At 51.5% G+C, this 17,652-nt stretch carries 16 protein-coding genes; 12 read left to right on the top strand and 4 right to left on the bottom strand.

The features are described from left to right. The first annotated feature begins 65 nt into the window (after positions 1–65). A complete protein-coding gene (locus tag ACQZQY_RS00935; RefSeq protein WP_034950010.1) occupies positions 66–1,268 on the top strand; it encodes a multidrug effflux MFS transporter in 1,203 nt (400 codons plus the stop codon). Positions 1,269–1,275: 7 nt separating this feature from the next. Here the strand turns inward: ACQZQY_RS00935 and ACQZQY_RS00930 are convergent, their stop codons facing one another. After that, a complete protein-coding gene (locus ACQZQY_RS00930) occupies positions 1,276–1,956 on the bottom strand; it encodes a nitroreductase (protein ID WP_431295653.1) in 681 nt (226 codons plus the stop codon). Between the two features lie 259 nt (positions 1,957–2,215). Beyond that, a complete protein-coding gene (locus ACQZQY_RS00925; protein WP_431295652.1) occupies positions 2,216–3,265 on the bottom strand; it encodes an alpha/beta hydrolase in 1,050 nt (349 codons plus the stop codon). A 249-nt stretch (positions 3,266–3,514) separates the two neighbouring features. Between ACQZQY_RS00925 and ACQZQY_RS00920 the strand changes: the two genes are divergently transcribed. The 9 genes from ACQZQY_RS00920 to ACQZQY_RS00880 all read left to right on the top strand — a co-directional run bounded on the left by ACQZQY_RS00920 (position 3,515) and on the right by ACQZQY_RS00880 (position 12,012). Continuing rightward, positions 3,515–4,681 (top strand): aldo/keto reductase, encoded by a 1,167-nt coding sequence (locus ACQZQY_RS00920; RefSeq protein ID WP_431295651.1) that lies wholly within the window; start codon positions 3,515–3,517, stop codon positions 4,679–4,681. 14 nt (positions 4,682–4,695) lie between these two features. After that, positions 4,696–5,376 carry a heavy metal response regulator transcription factor gene (locus ACQZQY_RS00915; RefSeq protein WP_012606387.1) on the top strand — a complete coding sequence of 227 codons (681 nt, stop codon included), beginning with the start codon at positions 4,696–4,698 and terminating at the stop codon, positions 5,374–5,376. A gap of 15 nt (positions 5,377–5,391) precedes the next feature. Next, entirely contained in the window at positions 5,392–6,849 is a 1,458-nt protein-coding gene (locus ACQZQY_RS00910) for a heavy metal sensor histidine kinase (protein ID WP_431295650.1), read from the top strand. 65 nt (positions 6,850–6,914) lie between these two features. Next, the gene (locus tag ACQZQY_RS00905; protein ID WP_034950021.1) at positions 6,915–7,394 is read left to right on the top strand and encodes a (R)-mandelonitrile lyase; all 480 of its coding nucleotides are present in this window, start codon (positions 6,915–6,917) and stop codon (positions 7,392–7,394) included. Next, a complete protein-coding gene (locus ACQZQY_RS00900) occupies positions 7,372–8,133 on the top strand; it encodes a carboxymuconolactone decarboxylase family protein (protein WP_431295649.1) in 762 nt (253 codons plus the stop codon). The genes ACQZQY_RS00905 and ACQZQY_RS00900 overlap by 23 nt, the downstream gene beginning before the upstream one ends. A 9-nt stretch (positions 8,134–8,142) precedes the next feature. Further along, a complete protein-coding gene (locus tag ACQZQY_RS00895) occupies positions 8,143–8,727 on the top strand; it encodes a flavodoxin (RefSeq protein ID WP_431295648.1) in 585 nt (194 codons plus the stop codon). Positions 8,728–8,834: 107 nt separating this feature from the next. Further along, on the top strand, positions 8,835–9,899 hold the full coding sequence (locus ACQZQY_RS00890; protein WP_390976528.1) for an alpha/beta hydrolase: 1,065 nt from the start codon (positions 8,835–8,837) through the stop codon (positions 9,897–9,899). 245 nt (positions 9,900–10,144) lie between these two features. Further along, the gene (locus tag ACQZQY_RS00885; protein ID WP_431295647.1) at positions 10,145–10,996 is read left to right on the top strand and encodes an aldo/keto reductase; all 852 of its coding nucleotides are present in this window, start codon (positions 10,145–10,147) and stop codon (positions 10,994–10,996) included. Positions 10,997–11,022: 26 nt separating this feature from the next. Further along, a complete protein-coding gene (locus ACQZQY_RS00880; protein WP_431295646.1) occupies positions 11,023–12,012 on the top strand; it encodes an aldo/keto reductase in 990 nt (329 codons plus the stop codon). A 34-nt stretch (positions 12,013–12,046) separates the two neighbouring features. On the opposite strand, the gene ACQZQY_RS00875 is transcribed toward ACQZQY_RS00880, so the two are convergent. Further along, positions 12,047–12,940 (bottom strand): LysR family transcriptional regulator, encoded by an 894-nt coding sequence (locus ACQZQY_RS00875; RefSeq protein WP_431295645.1) that lies wholly within the window; start codon positions 12,938–12,940, stop codon positions 12,047–12,049. Between the two features lie 148 nt (positions 12,941–13,088). Between ACQZQY_RS00875 and ACQZQY_RS00870 the strand changes: the two genes are divergently transcribed. After that, the gene (locus ACQZQY_RS00870) at positions 13,089–13,874 is read left to right on the top strand and encodes an SDR family oxidoreductase (protein WP_431295644.1); all 786 of its coding nucleotides are present in this window, start codon (positions 13,089–13,091) and stop codon (positions 13,872–13,874) included. A gap of 34 nt (positions 13,875–13,908) precedes the next feature. Here ACQZQY_RS00870 and ACQZQY_RS00865 read toward each other — a convergent pair whose 3' ends face one another. Continuing rightward, positions 13,909–14,493, bottom strand: coding sequence for a recombinase family protein (locus ACQZQY_RS00865; RefSeq protein ID WP_431295643.1), 585 nt, complete (start codon positions 14,491–14,493; stop codon positions 13,909–13,911). 158 nt (positions 14,494–14,651) lie between these two features. On the opposite strand from ACQZQY_RS00865, the gene ACQZQY_RS00860 reads away from it, so the two are divergent. After that, on the top strand, positions 14,652–17,636 hold the full coding sequence (locus ACQZQY_RS00860) for a Tn3 family transposase (RefSeq protein ID WP_431295642.1): 2,985 nt from the start codon (positions 14,652–14,654) through the stop codon (positions 17,634–17,636). Positions 17,637–17,652: the final 16 nt, after the last annotated feature.

Raw genomic sequence — 17,652 nt, 5'->3', positions numbered from 1 at the left:
TGTGATTATCCGCATGAACAAACCCGTTAACATGCCCCTTATCTCTTCATGTCCAACGGATCCCCATGCTTAATCAACAGGCACAAACACAGTCAGCTACAGCTAAAAAAACCGGTCTCTCGTTTCTGCTCATACTCAGCGCCCTGATGGCTGTTACCTCTTTATCAACCGACATTTATCTTCCGGCTATGCCCGTCATGGCGAAAGATTTACAGGGTGATGCAGAGCTGACAATCACAGGGTTCCTTATCGGCTTTTGCGTTGCACAACTGATTTGGGGGCCGATTAGCGATCGTTATGGGCGTCGACTGCCGCTGTTTATCGGTTTAGGTCTATTCATCATCGGTTCGGTGGGCTGCGCGTTATCAACGGATATCGTGCAAATTGTCTTCTGGCGTGTTTTTCAGGCGTTAGGTGCCTGTACCGGGCCGATGCTGGCTCGAGCAATGATCCGTGACTTGTTTAGTCGTACTCGTGCAGCACAAATGCTTTCAACTCTGATGATCATTATGGCCATCGCGCCGATTGCCGGGCCCCTAATCGGCGGGCAAATGATTAAAGTCACCTCGTGGCATGCCATTTTCTGGCTGCTGGCGATTATCGGAACATTAATGCTGATGTCTTTATTCTGGTTACCGGAGACATTACCTGTTGAAAAACGCTCTCAAGCCTCCGTAACCAGAGCCTTTCAAAACTACTATGCCTTGCTAACCAACGCCAAATACATGCGGTTTACTCTGTGTCTGACGTTCTATTACGTCGCGGCCTACGCCTTTATCACGGGCTCCCCGTTTGTGTACATCACGTACTTCGGTGTTGACCCGCAGCATTACGGTTGGCTGTTTGCAGTAAACATTGTGGGATTAATGGCTGTGAGTATGGTCAACAGACGCCTGGTTCACCGCTACCCACTGGAAGCGTTGCTCAGGAATGCCGTATTCATCGCCACTATTGCCGCAATAGTGCTGGCGGTCACGACCGGCCTGGGTGTAGGTGGAATTACCGTGATTGTCGGCGCTGTGTTCGTGTTTTTCTCTATGAATGGCATCATCGCTGCAACATCCACGGCTTGCGCACTTGATGCAGTGCCTAATGTAGCAGGCTCCGCGTCGGCGCTAATGGGCGCGTTACAATACGGCAGTGGCATCGTCTCTTCACTGCTTCTCGCTCTGTTCAGTGATGGCACGCCATGGACGATGGGCTGGATAATTGCGTTGTTTACAGTAGCCAGCGCCCTGATGGCACTGACCGTTCAGCTAAAAAAATAAAACGTCGTTATTGATGCCAGACGACACTTTCGTCCAGAGATACCCGCCCTTCCCTGTAGCTCAGGGAGGGATGCGTTTTATCTGGGATCCCAAAAGAAATATCGTAAAGCAGCCTGAAGCCCTCAGGAACATTCAATATTCGACGCACCGTTTGGGCAAAATAACTCAGCACTGCCTGTGGAACGCCTGCGTAACCGCGAGCTGCCAGAGAAAGCAGGAATGTCTGCGCATACATACCCGCATCCGAGGCAACACGAACGTTGTCTCCAACAGCCGGAATGAACAATAGAGCAACATGAGGCGCGCCGAAAAATCTCACATTACGCTCGACCACTTCTGAGCGACTTAAGTTATCCCCCCGCGCAACGCCCAGTGCCTGATAGTACGAGTGCCCCTGCTCCGAAGCCCGTTGCCTGAATGGCTCGGGATAAGCTTCTTTATCAAACGTAAAATCAAGACTGTAGTTCCCCGTCCTCAGATCTTCCGTCAGTGCGTGGCTTAATTCACGAAGTTTATCTCCTGCAACGATATGCAGGGACCAGGGTTGTGTATTGCAGTTGGATGGTGCGCATTGCGCTTCGAGCAAAATGTCTTTGAGGATATCGCTGGGGATAGGAGATGGAAGAAAGGCTCTTGCCGAGTACCTGTTTTTTACTACCTCACTAAATGTTGGCTCTTGCGTACTCATTTGCTTCTCCGCCTGAAAGTAATTTGAAGTGAATGATTCACTCTCTCCAGATCCATCCTGTCACATTAGGCTCATCCTTTTCATTCCCGGTTCCAGATTAGGTCTATGAATTCCATTCATAGCGCCTATTCAAGCTGCGTAATTATCTTTAACCGCAACTTCGTTAATCTGGGTCTATCGCGTGAACACGCAAGCGGAAAATGGCTACAGCTGATGGACATACCCCAGCCTGCGCGGCTGGGGCGTCATCGGAGGCTAACTAAATATTCTTATCGAAGAAGACGTCTAACTTTTGCATTGCCTGGTCAACGTATTTTGGCACCCAATACGTCTCGATATGGGTAGCGCCATCAATCAGGAAGAGTTCTTTGTCCTTCGTACCGGTGGCTTTCGCGAACGCATTTTCAGTCATATAGAGCGTATCCGCTTTTGTACCGGCAATCATCAGCAGCGGTTTATTGATGAGATTTATATGGTCCGTTACGTCAAAGCTCATCAAATCCAGAAGACTGCTGGTGGTGTATTTAAACGTGGAGTTCGGATGCGCATGGGTTTTCCAGTAGTACTCGTAGCCCTGGCGATATAAGGCAAAAGGTAATTTAGCAATCTGTTCATCAGTCAGGTTGGCATCGCCGGAGTAAAGCACTTCTCCTCCGGCTGCTTCCTGAGCACGCGCGTCAGAAGCCTGCTGAAGACGCTGCTGGATAGTATCCAGCTGTGAATCCTGCATACCGTTGCGGCGCACAAGGCCTGAATTAAACATGCTGATGGTTGCTATCGATTTGAACCGCTTGTCAGTTTCGGCCGCAACAAGTGAATACCCGCCGCCTCCGCAAATACCCAGCAGACCAAGGCGGGCGGTATCCACACCAGGATACTGGCTGATGTAGTCAGCCATGCCGTGAACATCCTCAATACGGTTAGCCGGTTTATCCACGCTGCGAGGCATACCACCGCTGGCACCCTGATAAGCCGCATCGGCGGTAATCGTGATGTAGCCCTGCTCTGCGAGACGCTGGGCATACAAACCTGCGACCTGCTCTTTTACGCCGCCATTAGGATGTGCAACCACCACGGCAGGGTATTTTTTGGCGGGATCGTAGTCAGCAGGGGTATAGACATTCGCCGCAATCTGGATGCCATGCAGATCGTATTTCACCGGATGAATGTTGACCTTGCCTTTGACGTTCTCAGTAATGGCACCTTCATAGACGAGTGTGAATGGATTTTTTTTGTAATCAGCCGCATTGACTGAGGTGGCTCCGGCCATTGCCGTGATTAGCATTGCACTGATAAGCGTAAATTTCATGGTCTCTCCCGATGAGTGTTGGCCTGGTTATGCAGGCTCGCGGAATCAAAATTGCAGGCTCAGAGTAGTCAGAGAGGGCTGTCAGCATCGTGACGGGGAAATAACATTTTCGTCAGGAAAGGGACTGAGATGGGTAAGTGTTTCTGACAACGCTGTCAGGTAACTGTCAGCTTTATGTTGGCAATCAGGAGGCAGAATGGTCTCGTTTAATGTGATTCATGTTCAATTTTCTGAGAAAAGGAGCGATCAATGAAAAGCCAGAATGACCCAACAATGCCAGCGCGACGCAAGCTGTTAGTCGCCGGGGCGGGTATTGCCGCCGCCTCGCTGATCCCCCACGTATCGGCAGCGAGCCCGTCCTCTCAGGTCGATTCATCCAGACAAACCCGCCAGCGCCCTGCGGCTCCGGGCAAACGTAAACTCGGCAAGCTGGAAGTTTCTGCCGTCGGTCTGGGCGTGCAGAACATGAGTCGCAAATATGACACCTCTGTTCCCTGGCGTCCCGAGATGGTCAATGTTATCCACCGGGCCTTCGATGAAGGGGTTACGTTCTTCGACGCAGCTGAAGCCTACGGCCCGTTTGAAGTCGAAAAAATTCTCGGGGAAGGCGTCGCCCCGTTCAGGGACAAAATCGTTATCGCCACTAAGTTTGGCTGGAACATTGACCAGCAGACAGGTAAGCGACTGCCGGGTCTCAACAGCAGACCGGAGCATATCAGGCAGGTCGTCGAAAACATGCTCAAACGCCTGCGTACCGATCGTATCGATTTACTGTATCAGCACCGGGTTGACCCGCAGATCCCGATCGAAGATGTCGCCGGTGTGGTGAAAGATTTAATGGATCAAGGGAAAGTCCTGCACTGGGGTCTGTCTGAAATGGGTATCAATACGCTGAGACGCGCCCATGCGGCATTACCCGTTACTGCCGTACAAAGTGAATACTCCATGCTCTGGCGCGGCCCTGAAAAGCAGGTGCTTCCGGTATGTGAAGAGCTGGGCATTGGCTTTGTGCCATGGAGCCCACTCGGCGTGCAGTTTTTAACGGGCTGGATTGATGGAAATACCCGGTTCGCTGCCGGTGATATACGTGCTATAGAAACGCGATTTTCACCCGACAATCTCCCGCACAACTTACAACTCGTTGAGTTGCTGAAAACCTGGGCGATAAGAAAAAATGCCGCACCGGGACAGATTGCACTGGCATGGCTCCTGGCGCGTAAACCCTGGATTGTTCCCATCCCTGGCACCACCAATAAAGACCATATGCTGCAAAACACAACAGCTACTGGCGTGTCGCTGACAGCCATAGAGATGACCGAGCTCACCCGCTCACTGGATGCCATCACTATCCAGGGGCAACGTCTGCCGGATGCTGTTCAGGTGTATTCCGATGTTGAAGCACCATTGAAAAGTTGAGAGGATGTCCCGTTATGCGCCTGTTGTTAGTCGAAGATGAAGAAAAAACGTCAACCTATCTCAACCGTGCGTTGAGTGAGTCCGGGTTTACGGTCGATGTCTCTGCGGATGGCGCTGAAGGTCTTCATTACGCGCTGGAGTTCGACTACGACGCGATAATACTGGACGTGATGTTGCCGGGGATGGACGGCTACCGGGTACTTGAGGGTGTGCGGGCAGCCAAACAGACGCCGGTGCTGATGCTCTCTGCACGGGGATCAGTCGACGAGCGCGTTAAAGGACTTCGTCTTGGCGCGGATGATTATCTGCCCAAGCCCTTTTCCCTTATTGAACTTGTGGCGCGTATTCAGGCACTGGTGCGCCGCCGCGCTACGGATGGCGCAGACATCACCCAGTTGCAAATTCACGATCTGCATCTCGACTTACTGGCTCGCCGCGTATTTCGCGCCGGAACGAGACTGGAACTGACCGCAAAAGAGTTTTCCCTGTTAAGCCTTCTGGCCCGGCATCAGGGGGAGATTCTGTCAAAGATGATGATTGCGGAGCAGATATGGGACATGAATTTTGACAGCGATGCCAATGTGGTTGAAGTCGCCATTAAACGACTTCGCGCCAAAGTGGATGCCCCGTTCGATATCAAACTGCTGCATACCGTTCGTGGCATGGGTTATGTCCTCGAAGTCCGGTCCGAATAAATGAAGAGGATAAGCATGCCTAAGCGTTCCATCTCCGTTCATCTGGCGCTGATGTTTGCCTTATCCGCGCTGCTGATTGTCTCCGTTATCGGCATCCTGCTCAGAAGCTCCTTGCATGATTCTTTGCAAAAGCAGATGCATAACGAACTGCTGTTCCGGGAATCATTAATGAGTCCGTGGATCACCGCCCGAACCTCGGCTGACGGCTGGTCACAGCTTGCCAATAAATTCACCGTGTTAACCAATTCTGAAGGTGAGCGCGTTCGCTACTGGATTGTGAGTGATAACCCACGCTTCAGCATGGGGGGAACACCACCGGTGGGTGTACAGTGGTCTTCTTTGCAGGAGGGCTTTAATAAAGTGCCTGGTGCATCGGAAGGCGCATGCTCGCTGTTTCTGTTAGTCAAAACCATCCCCGCGAACGGAGAAAGACCTGAGCTGCGCTATGTGGTTGCCATCGACTCCACGCCGTACATGGGCACGCTCGATGCGTTCACGCGTACACTGCTGATCATTACTGCACTGGGCGTCGTGATTGTCGCCTTGCTGGGATACATCGTATCAAGGATCGGTCTTCGTCCCGTTGGGGCGCTCAGTAAACAGGCCCAGCAACTCGCTCCCGGGGACTCTGGTCAGCGCCTGAATACCGAAGCATTACCTGACGAATTACAGCAGTTAGCATCATCTTTTAATGGCGTGCTGGAACGGCAAGAGGTCGCCTGGAGGCAGCTCGAAAGCTTTAATGCCGATGTTGCGCATGAACTCCGTACACCGCTGACTAACCTGATTGGTCAGACACAACTGGGGCTCTCACGCCGACGTTCACAAGATGAACTGGAAGAGTTACTGGGTTCTAATCTGGAAGAGCTTGAACGTATGACGTCGATCGTAAACGACATGCTGTTCCTGTCCCATGCCCATGCGGGTGAGCATGCGTCCCAGCTTACCCAAGTGTCCCTGCGGGAAGAAACCCTGAAAACAGCGGATTATGTTGAACCCTCTTTTGCTGAAAAACAGCTCTCTATGGATGTTGAGGGCGACGTCACCGCGCACATCGACCGGCGACTGTTCCACCGCTCACTGGCTAATTTACTGGAAAATAGCGCAAGACATTCCCCCTCCAACAGCACGGTTACGGTACGGTTAAGCGAAACCGGTCATCAGGCCTGTGTTGAAGTTTCAAACCCTGGCGAACCGATATCGCCAGAGCACTTACACCGGCTTTTCGAGCGGTTCTATCGCGTTGACACCTCCCGGGCCAGAAGTGATACCCATCATGGGCTGGGCCTGTCGATCGTACGTGCCGTCGCCATTATGCACCGGGGAGATGTCTTTGCCCGTAGCGAAGGTGGCATCAATACATTTGGCCTCACCTTTGCGATACAAGCGGATAAAGCGGCGGGTAATGCTCACTCCGACACTGAGCCGGGACCAGGGTTAACTGACAGAATTGTCAGGGGGGCGTCAGCCTGACGTCATCACCCCCTCGATAAAATCATCGCAGGCAATCCCCCTCTTCATTGATAAGGACGCTTTGCATGATCGGACATTTACGTTACCTCGGGCTGTTACTGCCCTTCTTCACCTTTTCATCCTGGGCTGCGGAGCAAAATCCTGCTGTCCATATCGCCCCCGCAGGAAGTCAGAATGCGGTGTTCGGGCCAGCCGAGAACTTTACCGGTCGCGTCAGGGTTGATCCTCTCTTCAAACCGGATAACGACATCCGTGTTTCTGGGGCTTATGTCACCTTTGAACCCGGCGCTCGTTCCGCCTGGCATACGCATCCGGCAGGTCAGCGGCTGATTGTGACCTCGGGTGTTGGGCTCACCCAACAAGAAGGCCAGCCGGTGCAGGTTATCCGCGCCGGTGACGTTGTCTCTTGCCCGGCGGGCATCAAACACTGGCACGGGGCGGCACCCGGCAGCGCGATGACGCATCTGGCGATAACCGGGATTGTGGATGGCAAAAGCGTTAACTGGATGGAGAAAGTGACAGATGAACAATACCACGCCCATTAAAGCATTAGCGGCAGCAGTGCTGCTGACCTTTGGTTCTGGTCTCGCGGCACATGCTGCGCCCGTCAATAAAGGAGCCTCAGAAATGAACCACGAACAAACGGTTTCAGATACGCTGTCAGCCCGCCAACAGGCCATCCCGTTGATTGCCGCATTGATGGCCAGCAGTCAGATGGATAAGCTGAATGCAGCGCTGAATCAGGGACTTGATGCAGGACTCACCATAAACGAAACCAAAGAGATTCTCGTCCAGCTTTATGCCTACACGGGCTTCCCCCGTAGCCTGAATGCGCTTACCGAACTGATGAAGGTCGTCGAAGCACGTAAACAACGTGGCATCGAAGACGTTGAGGGCAAAGAACCGGTCGCCCCAATCCCTGTCGGGGATGAGCTTCGCCGTGTCGGTACCGCAAACCAGACAAAAATCTCAGGCGCTCCCGTTCAGGGCCCGCTGTTTGACTTTGCCCCGGTCATTAATCAGTTCCTGCAAACGCACCTTTTCGGCGACATTTTCGCCCGCGATAACCTCGACTGGCAAAGCCGCGAGCTGGCAACGGTTGGTGCATTAGCGGCCACATCAGGCGTTGAAGCCCAGCTGTTATCGCATACGCGAGCCAGCATGCGGGTCGGCCTGACGGCAGCGCAGCTGCGCCAGCTGGTACTGGTTCTGCGTGAACATGGCGAAAATGATGCAGCAACGCGAGCTGAAAAGGCGCTGCAACAGGCGCTCGCAAACAATTAGGAGTTGGGTATGGAGCATGATCCTAACCGCAGAATGTTAATCACCGCACTTGCCGGGCTCACGCTGGCGAACGTCTCCCTGGCATCGGCCGCCACCGGAACCGCAAATGTGCAGGGTAAAAGTCGAATTCTGGTGGCGTACTTCTCCCGCAGCGGAAATACACGGGTTATTTCGGGCGTCATTCACCGTAGCCTGAACACCGATCTGTTTGAAATCGAACCGGCTACGCCTTATCCGGAAGACTATTTTCAGACCGTTGAACAGGCGAAAACTGAGCGTGAGCGGGGAGTAAAACCCGCATTGAAAAATAGCGTCGCAGATATCTCCCGCTATGAGAGCCTATATTTAGGCTTTCCCATCTGGGGGACCAGCGTGCCGCCTGTAGTGCAAACGTTTCTCAGCAGCCACAACCTTGCGGGCAAATTACTCATCCCCTTTATTACTCACGGTGGCTACGGTAAAGGAGACAGCGACGACATCCTTGCCAGCCTCGCCCCCACTGCGCGCAGGGAAAAACCGCTGGTCATTGAATGCGACCAGGAGCGAAGAACCACTGAAACAGTCACCAGCTGGTTAGAGACAATACGCAGTTAATCGTCCGCATTCATGAATCTGCCAAATAAGGGTAATCAGGGGTGCTAAATAATTAACGCTGACAACTCAGATATGATTGAACGGCACACATAACAGAGGATGTAATCTTGAAGACAATCTTAAAAACGCTGGCCATCTGCGTAATGGCGGGTGGTCTGGTGGCTCAGTCGGTATACGCCGGGCCGCTGGTCATTCAGGAACAGGGAAGCTTTTCTGCTGGCGGTACTATCATCACCGCACCAGGAACATTTGACGCGAAAAAGCCGCTGGACTCTGCTGGCCAAACCTACCATGGCGATCATGCGTCTGTGTTCTACCAAATCCCGGAGAATCCGCATAAATACCCTATCGTCATGCTGCACGGCGCAGGTCAGTTCTCCCGTACCTGGGAAAGTACCCCGGATGGTCGCGAAGGGTTCCAGAACATATTCCTGCGTCGCGGGTTCTCAACTTATCTTGTCGATCAACCACGCCGGGGCAGCGCCGGGCGCACGACTGTAGAAGGTACTGTTTCGCCAAAACCGGATGAACAGATGTGGTTTAACCAGTTCCGCGTTGGCGTGTGGCCAGAGTATTTTAAGGGCGTTCAGTTCTCTCACGACAAAGAAGCGCTGAATCAGTATTTCCGTCAAATGACCCCGAATACCGGGCCGTTTGATATCAATGTTATCTCTGATGCGATGTCCGCCGTGGTGGATAAATCCGGCCCCGCTATCCTCTTCACCCACTCTCAGGGTGGCGGACCAGGCTGGTACACGGCGATGAAAAATGACAAGGTCAAAGCCATTGTCGCCTTCGAGCCAGGCAGCAGCTTTGTCTTCCCGGAAAAAGAACTCCCTGCCCCTATGCCAAGCGCGTTTGACACGCTGAAGGGTGAGCCTGTGCCAATGGCACAGTTTATGGCACTGACCAAAATCCCGATTCTGATCATTTATGGCGATAACATTCCGGATAAACCTGTCGCCATGCCCGCGCAGGACAGCTGGCGCGTACGTCTGGCGATGGCTCGTGAGTGGCGTGACGTGGTGAACAAGCATGGCGGAGATGTCACTGTGACGCATCTGCCTGAGGTGGGAATCAAAGGAAATACCCATTTCCCGTTCTCTGACCTCAATAATGTGCAGATTGCCGATTTGGTGAGTAAATTCCTGAAGGAAAAAGACCTGCAATAGGAAGAGCCAGTATTGAGTCTTCATTATTGAAGGCTCAATACAAACATCATCTTTATAAAAAATAATGTGGCCTAATCCTGCCGAAAAAAGTGTTGAATATGGCGGTTTGCTTTGCTCACAAAGCAGAGAGTCAGCCCTCAAGAAATTAATGAACGCATCTAATAAACCCTAGCTAATTACCCCCTCTAATAGAATAAATAACTTTGCGTTATGCTTTTCCTACACAACAGCTGAAGGATGACGTCATGAAAACTGTAAAACTGAACAACGGTATAGAAATGCCCCTTCTGGGCTTTGGTGTCTTCCAGATGACGGATGCCGCCGAATGCGAAAGAGCCGTGATTGACGCTATCGATACAGGATACCGCCTGATCGATACCGCAGCGTCCTACCAGAATGAAACCCAGGTCGGGAACGCACTGAAACAGACTGGTATCGCACGTAACGAACTCTTTGTAACGACCAAACTTTGGCTCCAGGATACCAATTACGAAGGTGCTAAAGCACAGTTCGAACGCTCCCTGAATCGGCTGCAACTTGATTACGTTGACCTGTATCTGATTCACCAGCCTTACGGCGATGTCCATGGAGCCTGGCGTGCTATGGAAGAACTGCAACAGGCAGGCAAAATTCGCGCCATTGGCGTCAGCAACTTCCATCCTGACCGACTGGCCGACCTTATCGCCTTCAACAAAGTGGCCCCTGCGGTAAACCAGATTGAAGTTAACCCCTTCAACCAGCAGTTGCATGCGGTTCCATGGAATCAAAGCCGTGGCATTCAGCCGGAAGCCTGGGCACCGTTTGCTGAAGGTAAAAATGGTCTGTTCCAGCATCCCGTATTAACGGCAATTGGTCAGAAGTACGGCAAAAGTGTGGGCCAGGTGGTACTGCGCTGGATCTTCCAGCGGGGCATCGTTTCACTGGCGAAATCGGTGCGGAAAGAGCGCATGGCAGAGAACATCGACATTCTCGATTTTAGACTCAGTTCTGAGGATATGCTGCAGATTGCTGCCCTCGACACCGCAACCAGCGCCTTCTTTTCTCACCGCGACCCGGCGATGGTGGAATGGCTGACTGGCCGCAAACTTGATGTATAAGCAGCGATAAGAGAGGTCTTCATTCAATGCAAAAGCGTTTTTTAGGAAAATCTGGACTAGAAGTGTCCGCTCTGGGGCTCGGTTGCATGGGACTCAGCCATGCCTACGGCCCTGCAACAGATACCCGTCAGGCTATAGAACTTATTCGTACAGCAGTTGAACGTGGAGTTACTTTTTTCGATACGGCTGAATTGTATGGCCCCTACCATAATGAAGAGGTTATAGGCGTTGCCTTAAAACCGTTTCGTGACCGTGTGGTCATTGCCACCAAGTTTGGTTTTACCTTTGGCGATGACAATAAGCAGCAGATTTTAAACAGCCGTCCGGAGCATATCCGTGAAGCTGTGGAAGGATCATTACGCCGCCTTAAGACTGATGTCATTGATCTGCTGTATCAACATCGTGTCGACCCGGATGTCCCCATTGAAGATGTTGCGGGTGCAGTGAAAGACCTGATCGCGGAAGGCAAAGTTAAACATTTCGGTCTGTCCGAAGCGGGTGCGCAAACCATTCGTCGTGCCCATGCCGTACAACCGGTCACTGCGCTGCAAAGCGAATATTCCATGTGGTGGCGCGAGCCTGAGCAGGAAATCCTGCCGCTACTGGAAGAGCTGGGTATTGGTTTTGTGCCCTTCAGCCCATTAGGCAAAGGCTTCCTGACGGGAGCGATTAAACCAGGAACAACGTTTGGCAAGGATGATTACCGCAGCACCGTGCCGCGTTTCGCAGAACAGGCGATTGAAGCCAATGAAAAGCTGGTCTCATTACTGGGTGAACTGGCAGCAGAGAAAGGCGTGACGTCTGCGCAAATTGCGCTGGCATGGTTGCTGGCACAAAAACCGTGGATTGTTCCTATCCCTGGTACCACCAAACTACACCGGCTGGAAGAAAACCTGGGGGCTGCCGACATCATTCTTTCGCAGGATGACTCACGGCAGATAACCCAGGCGCTTGAAACGATTAAAGTCGTCGGCGAACGTTACTCTCCTGAGCATCAGGCTCGCACTGGCCGTTAATGCCCCGACGGGTCCGCTGCGATTGGCGGACCCGTTATTCTGAGTAGCGAAGGGCATCGATCATCAGCGCAAAAGCGGGCTGATGCTGCTTACGGCTGGGGTAGTAAAGATAATATCCGGGGAAAGACGGACACCAGTCCTGCAGAACCTGAATAAGCTCTCCTGACTTTATATAATCCTGCACCCTGTCTTCAGGTATACAGGCGATGCCAAAACCGGATAAAGCCGCATCAATCCTTTCTGCCTGCAGATTAAACGTTACCTGTCCTTCCACTCTGACCCGTAACGGTTTCCCATTCTTCTCAAACTCCCAGTGGTAAAGACCACCGGCAGTCGGCAGGCGCATATTGATCCACCGATGGGTTTGTAGCTCGTGCGGTGTTTCTGGTACGGGGTTAGCGGCAAAATAGGACGGTGCTCCCACCACTGCCATGCGCATTTCCGGTCCAATCCTCACCGCGATCATATCCTTATCTACGCTTTCGCCCAGGCGGATCCCGGCATCAAAACGCCCCTCAACAATATCGACAAAACCGTTATCAACCACCAGTTCGAGATTAATTTCCGGGTATTCCCTGAGAAAGGGCTTTAGCTTAGGCCATAACAGACTTCGCGCTGCATGCTCCCCGGCAGATAAACGGATATTGCCGGAGGCAGTGCCGTTCAGTTGAACAAGCGATTCCAGCTCCTGCTCAAGATCGGCAATACGGGGTTCAAGGCAGGCGATAATTCTCTCACCGGCTTCTGTGGGGGCAACGCTTCGGGTAGTGCGGGTCAGAAGTCGGATATTTAGCCGTTCCTCCAGGGCCTTCATCGCGTGGCTGAGTGCAGACTGAGAAACCCCCAGTTTACCCGCTGCTTTGGTAAAACTTCGCTCCCTCGCTACCACAAGAAAGATTTGCAGTTCGTTGAAGTTTTCTTTGAGCATCGGCGATTTCCTTATGGAGACATTCCCTTCAACGCGCACTCATGAAGGGTGTTCATAGACACAATCATTTTAGCCCCATTACTGACAATAATGATAATTGATATTCTGACTGTAGAGAAAATAAGTCTGAATTATCAGAGGGTTTATCATGAAAACACTCATTGCAGGCGCGACCGGAAGTATTGGTCTTCATGTCGTGAATACCACTATCGAAATAGGCCATCAGCCCGTGGCGCTGGTCAGAAATAAACGGAAAGTAAAATTACTTCCGCGTGGAACGGATGTTTTTTACGGCGATGTTTCAATGCCTGAAACACTTACCGATTTGCCGAAAGATATTGATGCCATCATCTTCACTCTCGGTTCCGATGGCCAGGGGCGTATTGGGGCCAGAGCGATAGATTACGGTGGTGTACGTAACATTTTACGACTATTCAGGGATACGTCTGTACACATCGGCTTAATGACCACGATTGGCGTGACTGAACGGCTCAGCACCTGGAATCAACGCACTGAGGTTCATCACTGGAAAAGACGTGCCGAACGTCTGGTCAGGGCGAGTGGCCATCCCTATACCATCGTCAGGCCCGGCTGGTTTGACTACAACAATGATGATGAGCACAGAATCGTTATGCTCCAGGGGGATCGACACCATGCAGGAACGCCGGAAGATGGTGTGATATCCAGAAAACAAATCGCCCAGGTTCTGGTCAGTGCGTTGAGTAACGATGCAGCCACAAATAAAACGTTTGAGCTGGTCGCTGAGCGAGGGGAGGCACAACTGGATTTTACACCTCTCTTTACGGACTTACAGGCAGATAACACTCAAAAAAATGATGGCGTTTTAGATTTGAACAACATGCCTTTCAGTGAAGAACCTGAGTGCATTATTAACGAGCTAAATCTGTTTTCAATACAGGTAAAATCAATCTAACGCCTTTGACAACTTGGTCAAATAGAGACCAGTCTTATGGCAGTTTAGATCCGGCTTTTACCCGAAGTATGGTTTGACGGGTAGTACTAAACTCTCGGGCAATGGCGCTGATGCTTAAGCCTAAATTAATACGCTCAATAACGACCTGTTTTTGTTCTTCGTTCAGGGCAGAGGGACGGCCAAAACGTTTCCCTGCCGCTTTTGCCCGCGCAATACCTGAATGTGTGCGTTCAAGCAGTAGGTCCCGTTCAAATTCTGCCACGGCAGAAATAACCTGCATGGTCATTTTCCCCGCGGGGCTGGTGAGATCTACTCCACCCAAAGCTAAGCAGTGGACACGAATATCGGAATCTGCCAGTTGTTCTACCGTTTTTCTGATATCCATCGCGTTTCGGCCCAGGCGATCAAGCTTGGTGACTATCAGAACATCGCCACTTTCCATACGGTCAAGCAGTCGGATAAATCCAGGTCGCTCACTTGCGGCAATCGAACCACTAATATGTTCCTCAATATATCGCTGAGCACGAACATCAAAACCCGCCGCTTCAATTTCACGACGCTGGTTTTCTGTGGTCTGCTCCAGAGTGGAGACCCGGCAGTAGGCAAAAACTCGTGACATAGGAAACTTTCCGTACGAAATGGATGTCCGAATTATAACACCTGTACGAAATGAATTTCACTTACTTTCGGACAGATATATTAGAAGATGTACGAAACCGACCGGTTTCGGTCAGGGCAAGAAATAACGTAAATAAACTATATGCAGAGGAAGCATTTATGCCACGGAGACAAATACTCAGTAGTGAAGAAAAAGAACGCTTGTTGGTTGTGCCGGAAGATGACGTTCTTCTGACGCGCATGTGCTTTTTGAACGAACATGACCTCGCGCTTATTAATAAACATCGCAGACCAGCTAACCGCCTGGGCTTTGCTGTTTTACTTTGCTATTTGCGAGGGCCAGGATTTCCACCCGACAATAATGAGTCCCCTCACTACGGGGTTGTTTCCCGGCTTGCGGCTCATTTGAAACTTCAGCCTGATCTGTGGGCAGAGTATGCATCAAGAGAGGTCACCCGCTGGGAACATCTGGCTGAACTCTACCGCTACCTTGAATTATCCCCCTTCAGCCGGGCGCTGCAAAAAAACTGTATTCGCCACCTTTATCCCCACGCCATGCGGACAGACAGAGGTTTTTTACTTGCGGAAGAAATGCTCTCCTGGCTCCACAGTAATAAGATTATTTTCCCCTCTGTTGAGGTGATCGAACGAACCCTTGCTGAAGCAACAACGCTTGCTGACAGAGCGGTTTTTTCTGCGCTGACCGAGCAGCTTGAACCGGGGCAAAAAGCGGCACTGGACCGCCTGCTGGTATCTGATGGTGAACAACCTTCACGGCTGGCCTGGTTGCTTCAGCCTCCGGGAAAAATAAACGGCAAAAATGTCCTGCAACATATCGACAGGTTAAATGCGATAGAGTCGCTGGCACTGCCTGACGGTATTGCGCTTTCCGTGCATCAGAACCGGCTCCTGAAACTCGCACGCGAAGGCAGGAAAATGAGTAGCCGGGACCTGGCAAAATTCACGGATGTTCGCCGTTATGCCTCGCTGGTTTGTATCATATCGGAAGCCAGAGCCACCCTGACTGATGAAGTTATTGATCTGCACGAGCGTATTCTGGACAGTCTGTTCAGCAGGGCAAAACGCACTCAGGCCGAGCGGCTCCAGCAAACGGGAAAGCTGATTCAGAGTAAACTGAAGCAATACGTTACCGTCGGGCAGGCCTTACTTAACGCCAGAGAGTCTGGGGAAGATCCCTGGGCCGCAATAGAAGACGTGCTTCCCTGGCAGGAATTCATCAACAGCGTGGAAGAGACGCGGTTCCTGTCACGTAAGGACAACTTCGATCCGTTGCATCTGATCACAGAAAAATACAGTACGCTGCGTAAATACGCGCCCCGGATGCTGTCAGCGTTGCAGTTCAGGGCTGCTCCCGCTGCAATGCAGCTCGGTGACGCGCTGGATACCGTCAAAGAGATGTATCGAAAGCAACTCCGAAAAGTACCACCTTCCGCACCAATCGGTTTCATCCCGGAAAGCTGGAGAAAAGTTGTGATTACCCCCACCGGCATTGACCGAAAATATTACGAATTTTGCGTGCTGAATGAGCTGAAGGGAGCATTACGTTCTGGCGATATCTGGGTAAAGGGATCACGCCGTTACAGGAATTTCGATGATTATCTGATCCCGTCCGGCGATTTTGAAAAATCACTCAAGGATAACCAGTTACCCCTTGCTGTTCCGGGCGATTGCCATGAATACATTGAGAGCCGTTTGACGCTTCTGGCATCGCGCCTGGAGGAAGTTAATGCAATGGCGCTGGCCGGTGATTTACCCGATGTTGATATATCGGATAAAGGCGTGAAAATTACCCCGCTGGATAATAGTGTTCCTTCAACAGCATCCCCTTTTGGCGATCTGGTTTACGGCATGCTACCTCATCCTAAAATTACTGAAATGCTGGATGAAGTGGACGGCTGGACTGGTTTTACCCGCCATTTCACCCATCTCAAGAACAATCACATCAGACCTAAAGACAGAAAGTTGTTACTGACCACCATTCTTGCCGATGGGATCAACCTTGGGCTGACAAAAATGGCCGAATCCTGTCCGGGAACGACAAAATCGTCACTCGAGGGCATTCAGGCCTGGTACATCAGGGATGAAACCTATTCAGCCGCGCTGGCCGAGTTGGTTAATGCGCAGAAAAAGCGGCCTCTGGCAGCATTCTGGGGCGATGGAACAACGTCATCGTCTGACGGACAGAACTTTCGGGTGGGGAGTCACGGGCGTTATGCGGGTCAGGTCAATCTGAAATACGGTCAGGAGCCAGGCGTGCAAATTTATACACATATTTCGGACCAGTACAGCCCGTTTTACACCAAAGTCATCAGCCGTGTTCGGGATTCAACACACGTACTTGATGGTCTGCTGTATCACGAAACCGATCTGGAAATTACAGAGCATTATACTGACACCGCAGGTTTCACTGAGCATGTTTTCGCGCTAATGCATCTGCTCGGATTCGCTTTTGCGCCAAGGATCCGGGATCTTCATGACAAGCGGCTGTTTATTCATGGGAAAGCTGAGTTGTATCCGGGGCTTCAGTCAATCATCTCCTCAACCAGCCTGAATCTGAAGGAAATTGAAACCCACTGGCATGAGGTACTGCGTCTGGCAAGTTCTATAAAGCAGGGAACGGTAACAGCATCCCTGATGATGAAAAAGCTGGCCAGCTATCCTAAACAGAATGGTCTGGCAAAGGCTCTGAGGGAGGTTGGCCGCATAGAAAGGTCATTGTTTATGTTGGACTGGTTCCGGGATCCTTCGCTGCGTCGACGAATACAGGCTGGGTTGAATAAAGGTGAGGCCCGTAATGCCCTTGCGCGAGCAGTCTTTATGCACCGGCTGGGGGAAATCAGAGATCGGGGACTGGAAAACCAGAGTTACCGGGCAAGTGGGTTGACATTGCTAACTGCGGCGATCTCGCTGTGGAATACGGTCTATATAGAAAGAGCGGTAGATTCATTGAGACGGAAAGGGATCGCGATTAATGAGCAACTGATTACCCATCTGTCACCGCTGGGATGGGAACATATCAACCTGAGCGGGAATTACGTCTGGAGAACAAACCTCAAACTGGGACAGGGTAAATACCGCGCATTACGCTCAGTGAATAGTAGTCTGTACAAAAAACAGGCTTAGCGTAGGATATTTTCCG

The organism is Rahnella sp. PAMC25559, assembly GCF_050632365.1.
Taxonomy (GTDB): Bacteria; Pseudomonadota; Gammaproteobacteria; order Enterobacterales; family Enterobacteriaceae; genus Rahnella; species Rahnella rivi.
Note: the sequence above shows the minus strand (reverse complement) of the source record. Positions and strands in the feature narration are given on the sequence as shown.

Coding starts and splice junctions, on each gene's coding strand:
- ACQZQY_RS00925 (WP_431295652.1), bottom strand. CDS start 3,265: ATGAAATTTACGCTTATCAGTGCAATGCTAATCACGGCAATGGCCGGA.
- ACQZQY_RS00885 (WP_431295647.1), top strand. CDS start 10,145: ATGAAAACTGTAAAACTGAACAACGGTATAGAAATGCCCCTTCTGGGC.
- ACQZQY_RS00880 (WP_431295646.1), top strand. CDS start 11,023: ATGCAAAAGCGTTTTTTAGGAAAATCTGGACTAGAAGTGTCCGCTCTG.
- ACQZQY_RS00900 (WP_431295649.1), top strand. CDS start 7,372: ATGAACAATACCACGCCCATTAAAGCATTAGCGGCAGCAGTGCTGCTG.
- ACQZQY_RS00935 (WP_034950010.1), top strand. CDS start 66: ATGCTTAATCAACAGGCACAAACACAGTCAGCTACAGCTAAAAAAACC.
- ACQZQY_RS00910 (WP_431295650.1), top strand. CDS start 5,392: ATGCCTAAGCGTTCCATCTCCGTTCATCTGGCGCTGATGTTTGCCTTA.
- ACQZQY_RS00895 (WP_431295648.1), top strand. CDS start 8,143: ATGGAGCATGATCCTAACCGCAGAATGTTAATCACCGCACTTGCCGGG.
- ACQZQY_RS00930 (WP_431295653.1), bottom strand. CDS start 1,956: ATGAGTACGCAAGAGCCAACATTTAGTGAGGTAGTAAAAAACAGGTAC.
- ACQZQY_RS00905 (WP_034950021.1), top strand. CDS start 6,915: ATGATCGGACATTTACGTTACCTCGGGCTGTTACTGCCCTTCTTCACC.
- ACQZQY_RS00915 (WP_012606387.1), top strand. CDS start 4,696: ATGCGCCTGTTGTTAGTCGAAGATGAAGAAAAAACGTCAACCTATCTC.
- ACQZQY_RS00920 (WP_431295651.1), top strand. CDS start 3,515: ATGAAAAGCCAGAATGACCCAACAATGCCAGCGCGACGCAAGCTGTTA.
- ACQZQY_RS00875 (WP_431295645.1), bottom strand. CDS start 12,940: ATGCTCAAAGAAAACTTCAACGAACTGCAAATCTTTCTTGTGGTAGCG.
- ACQZQY_RS00870 (WP_431295644.1), top strand. CDS start 13,089: ATGAAAACACTCATTGCAGGCGCGACCGGAAGTATTGGTCTTCATGTC.
- ACQZQY_RS00865 (WP_431295643.1), bottom strand. CDS start 14,493: ATGTCACGAGTTTTTGCCTACTGCCGGGTCTCCACTCTGGAGCAGACC.
- ACQZQY_RS00860 (WP_431295642.1), top strand. CDS start 14,652: ATGCCACGGAGACAAATACTCAGTAGTGAAGAAAAAGAACGCTTGTTG.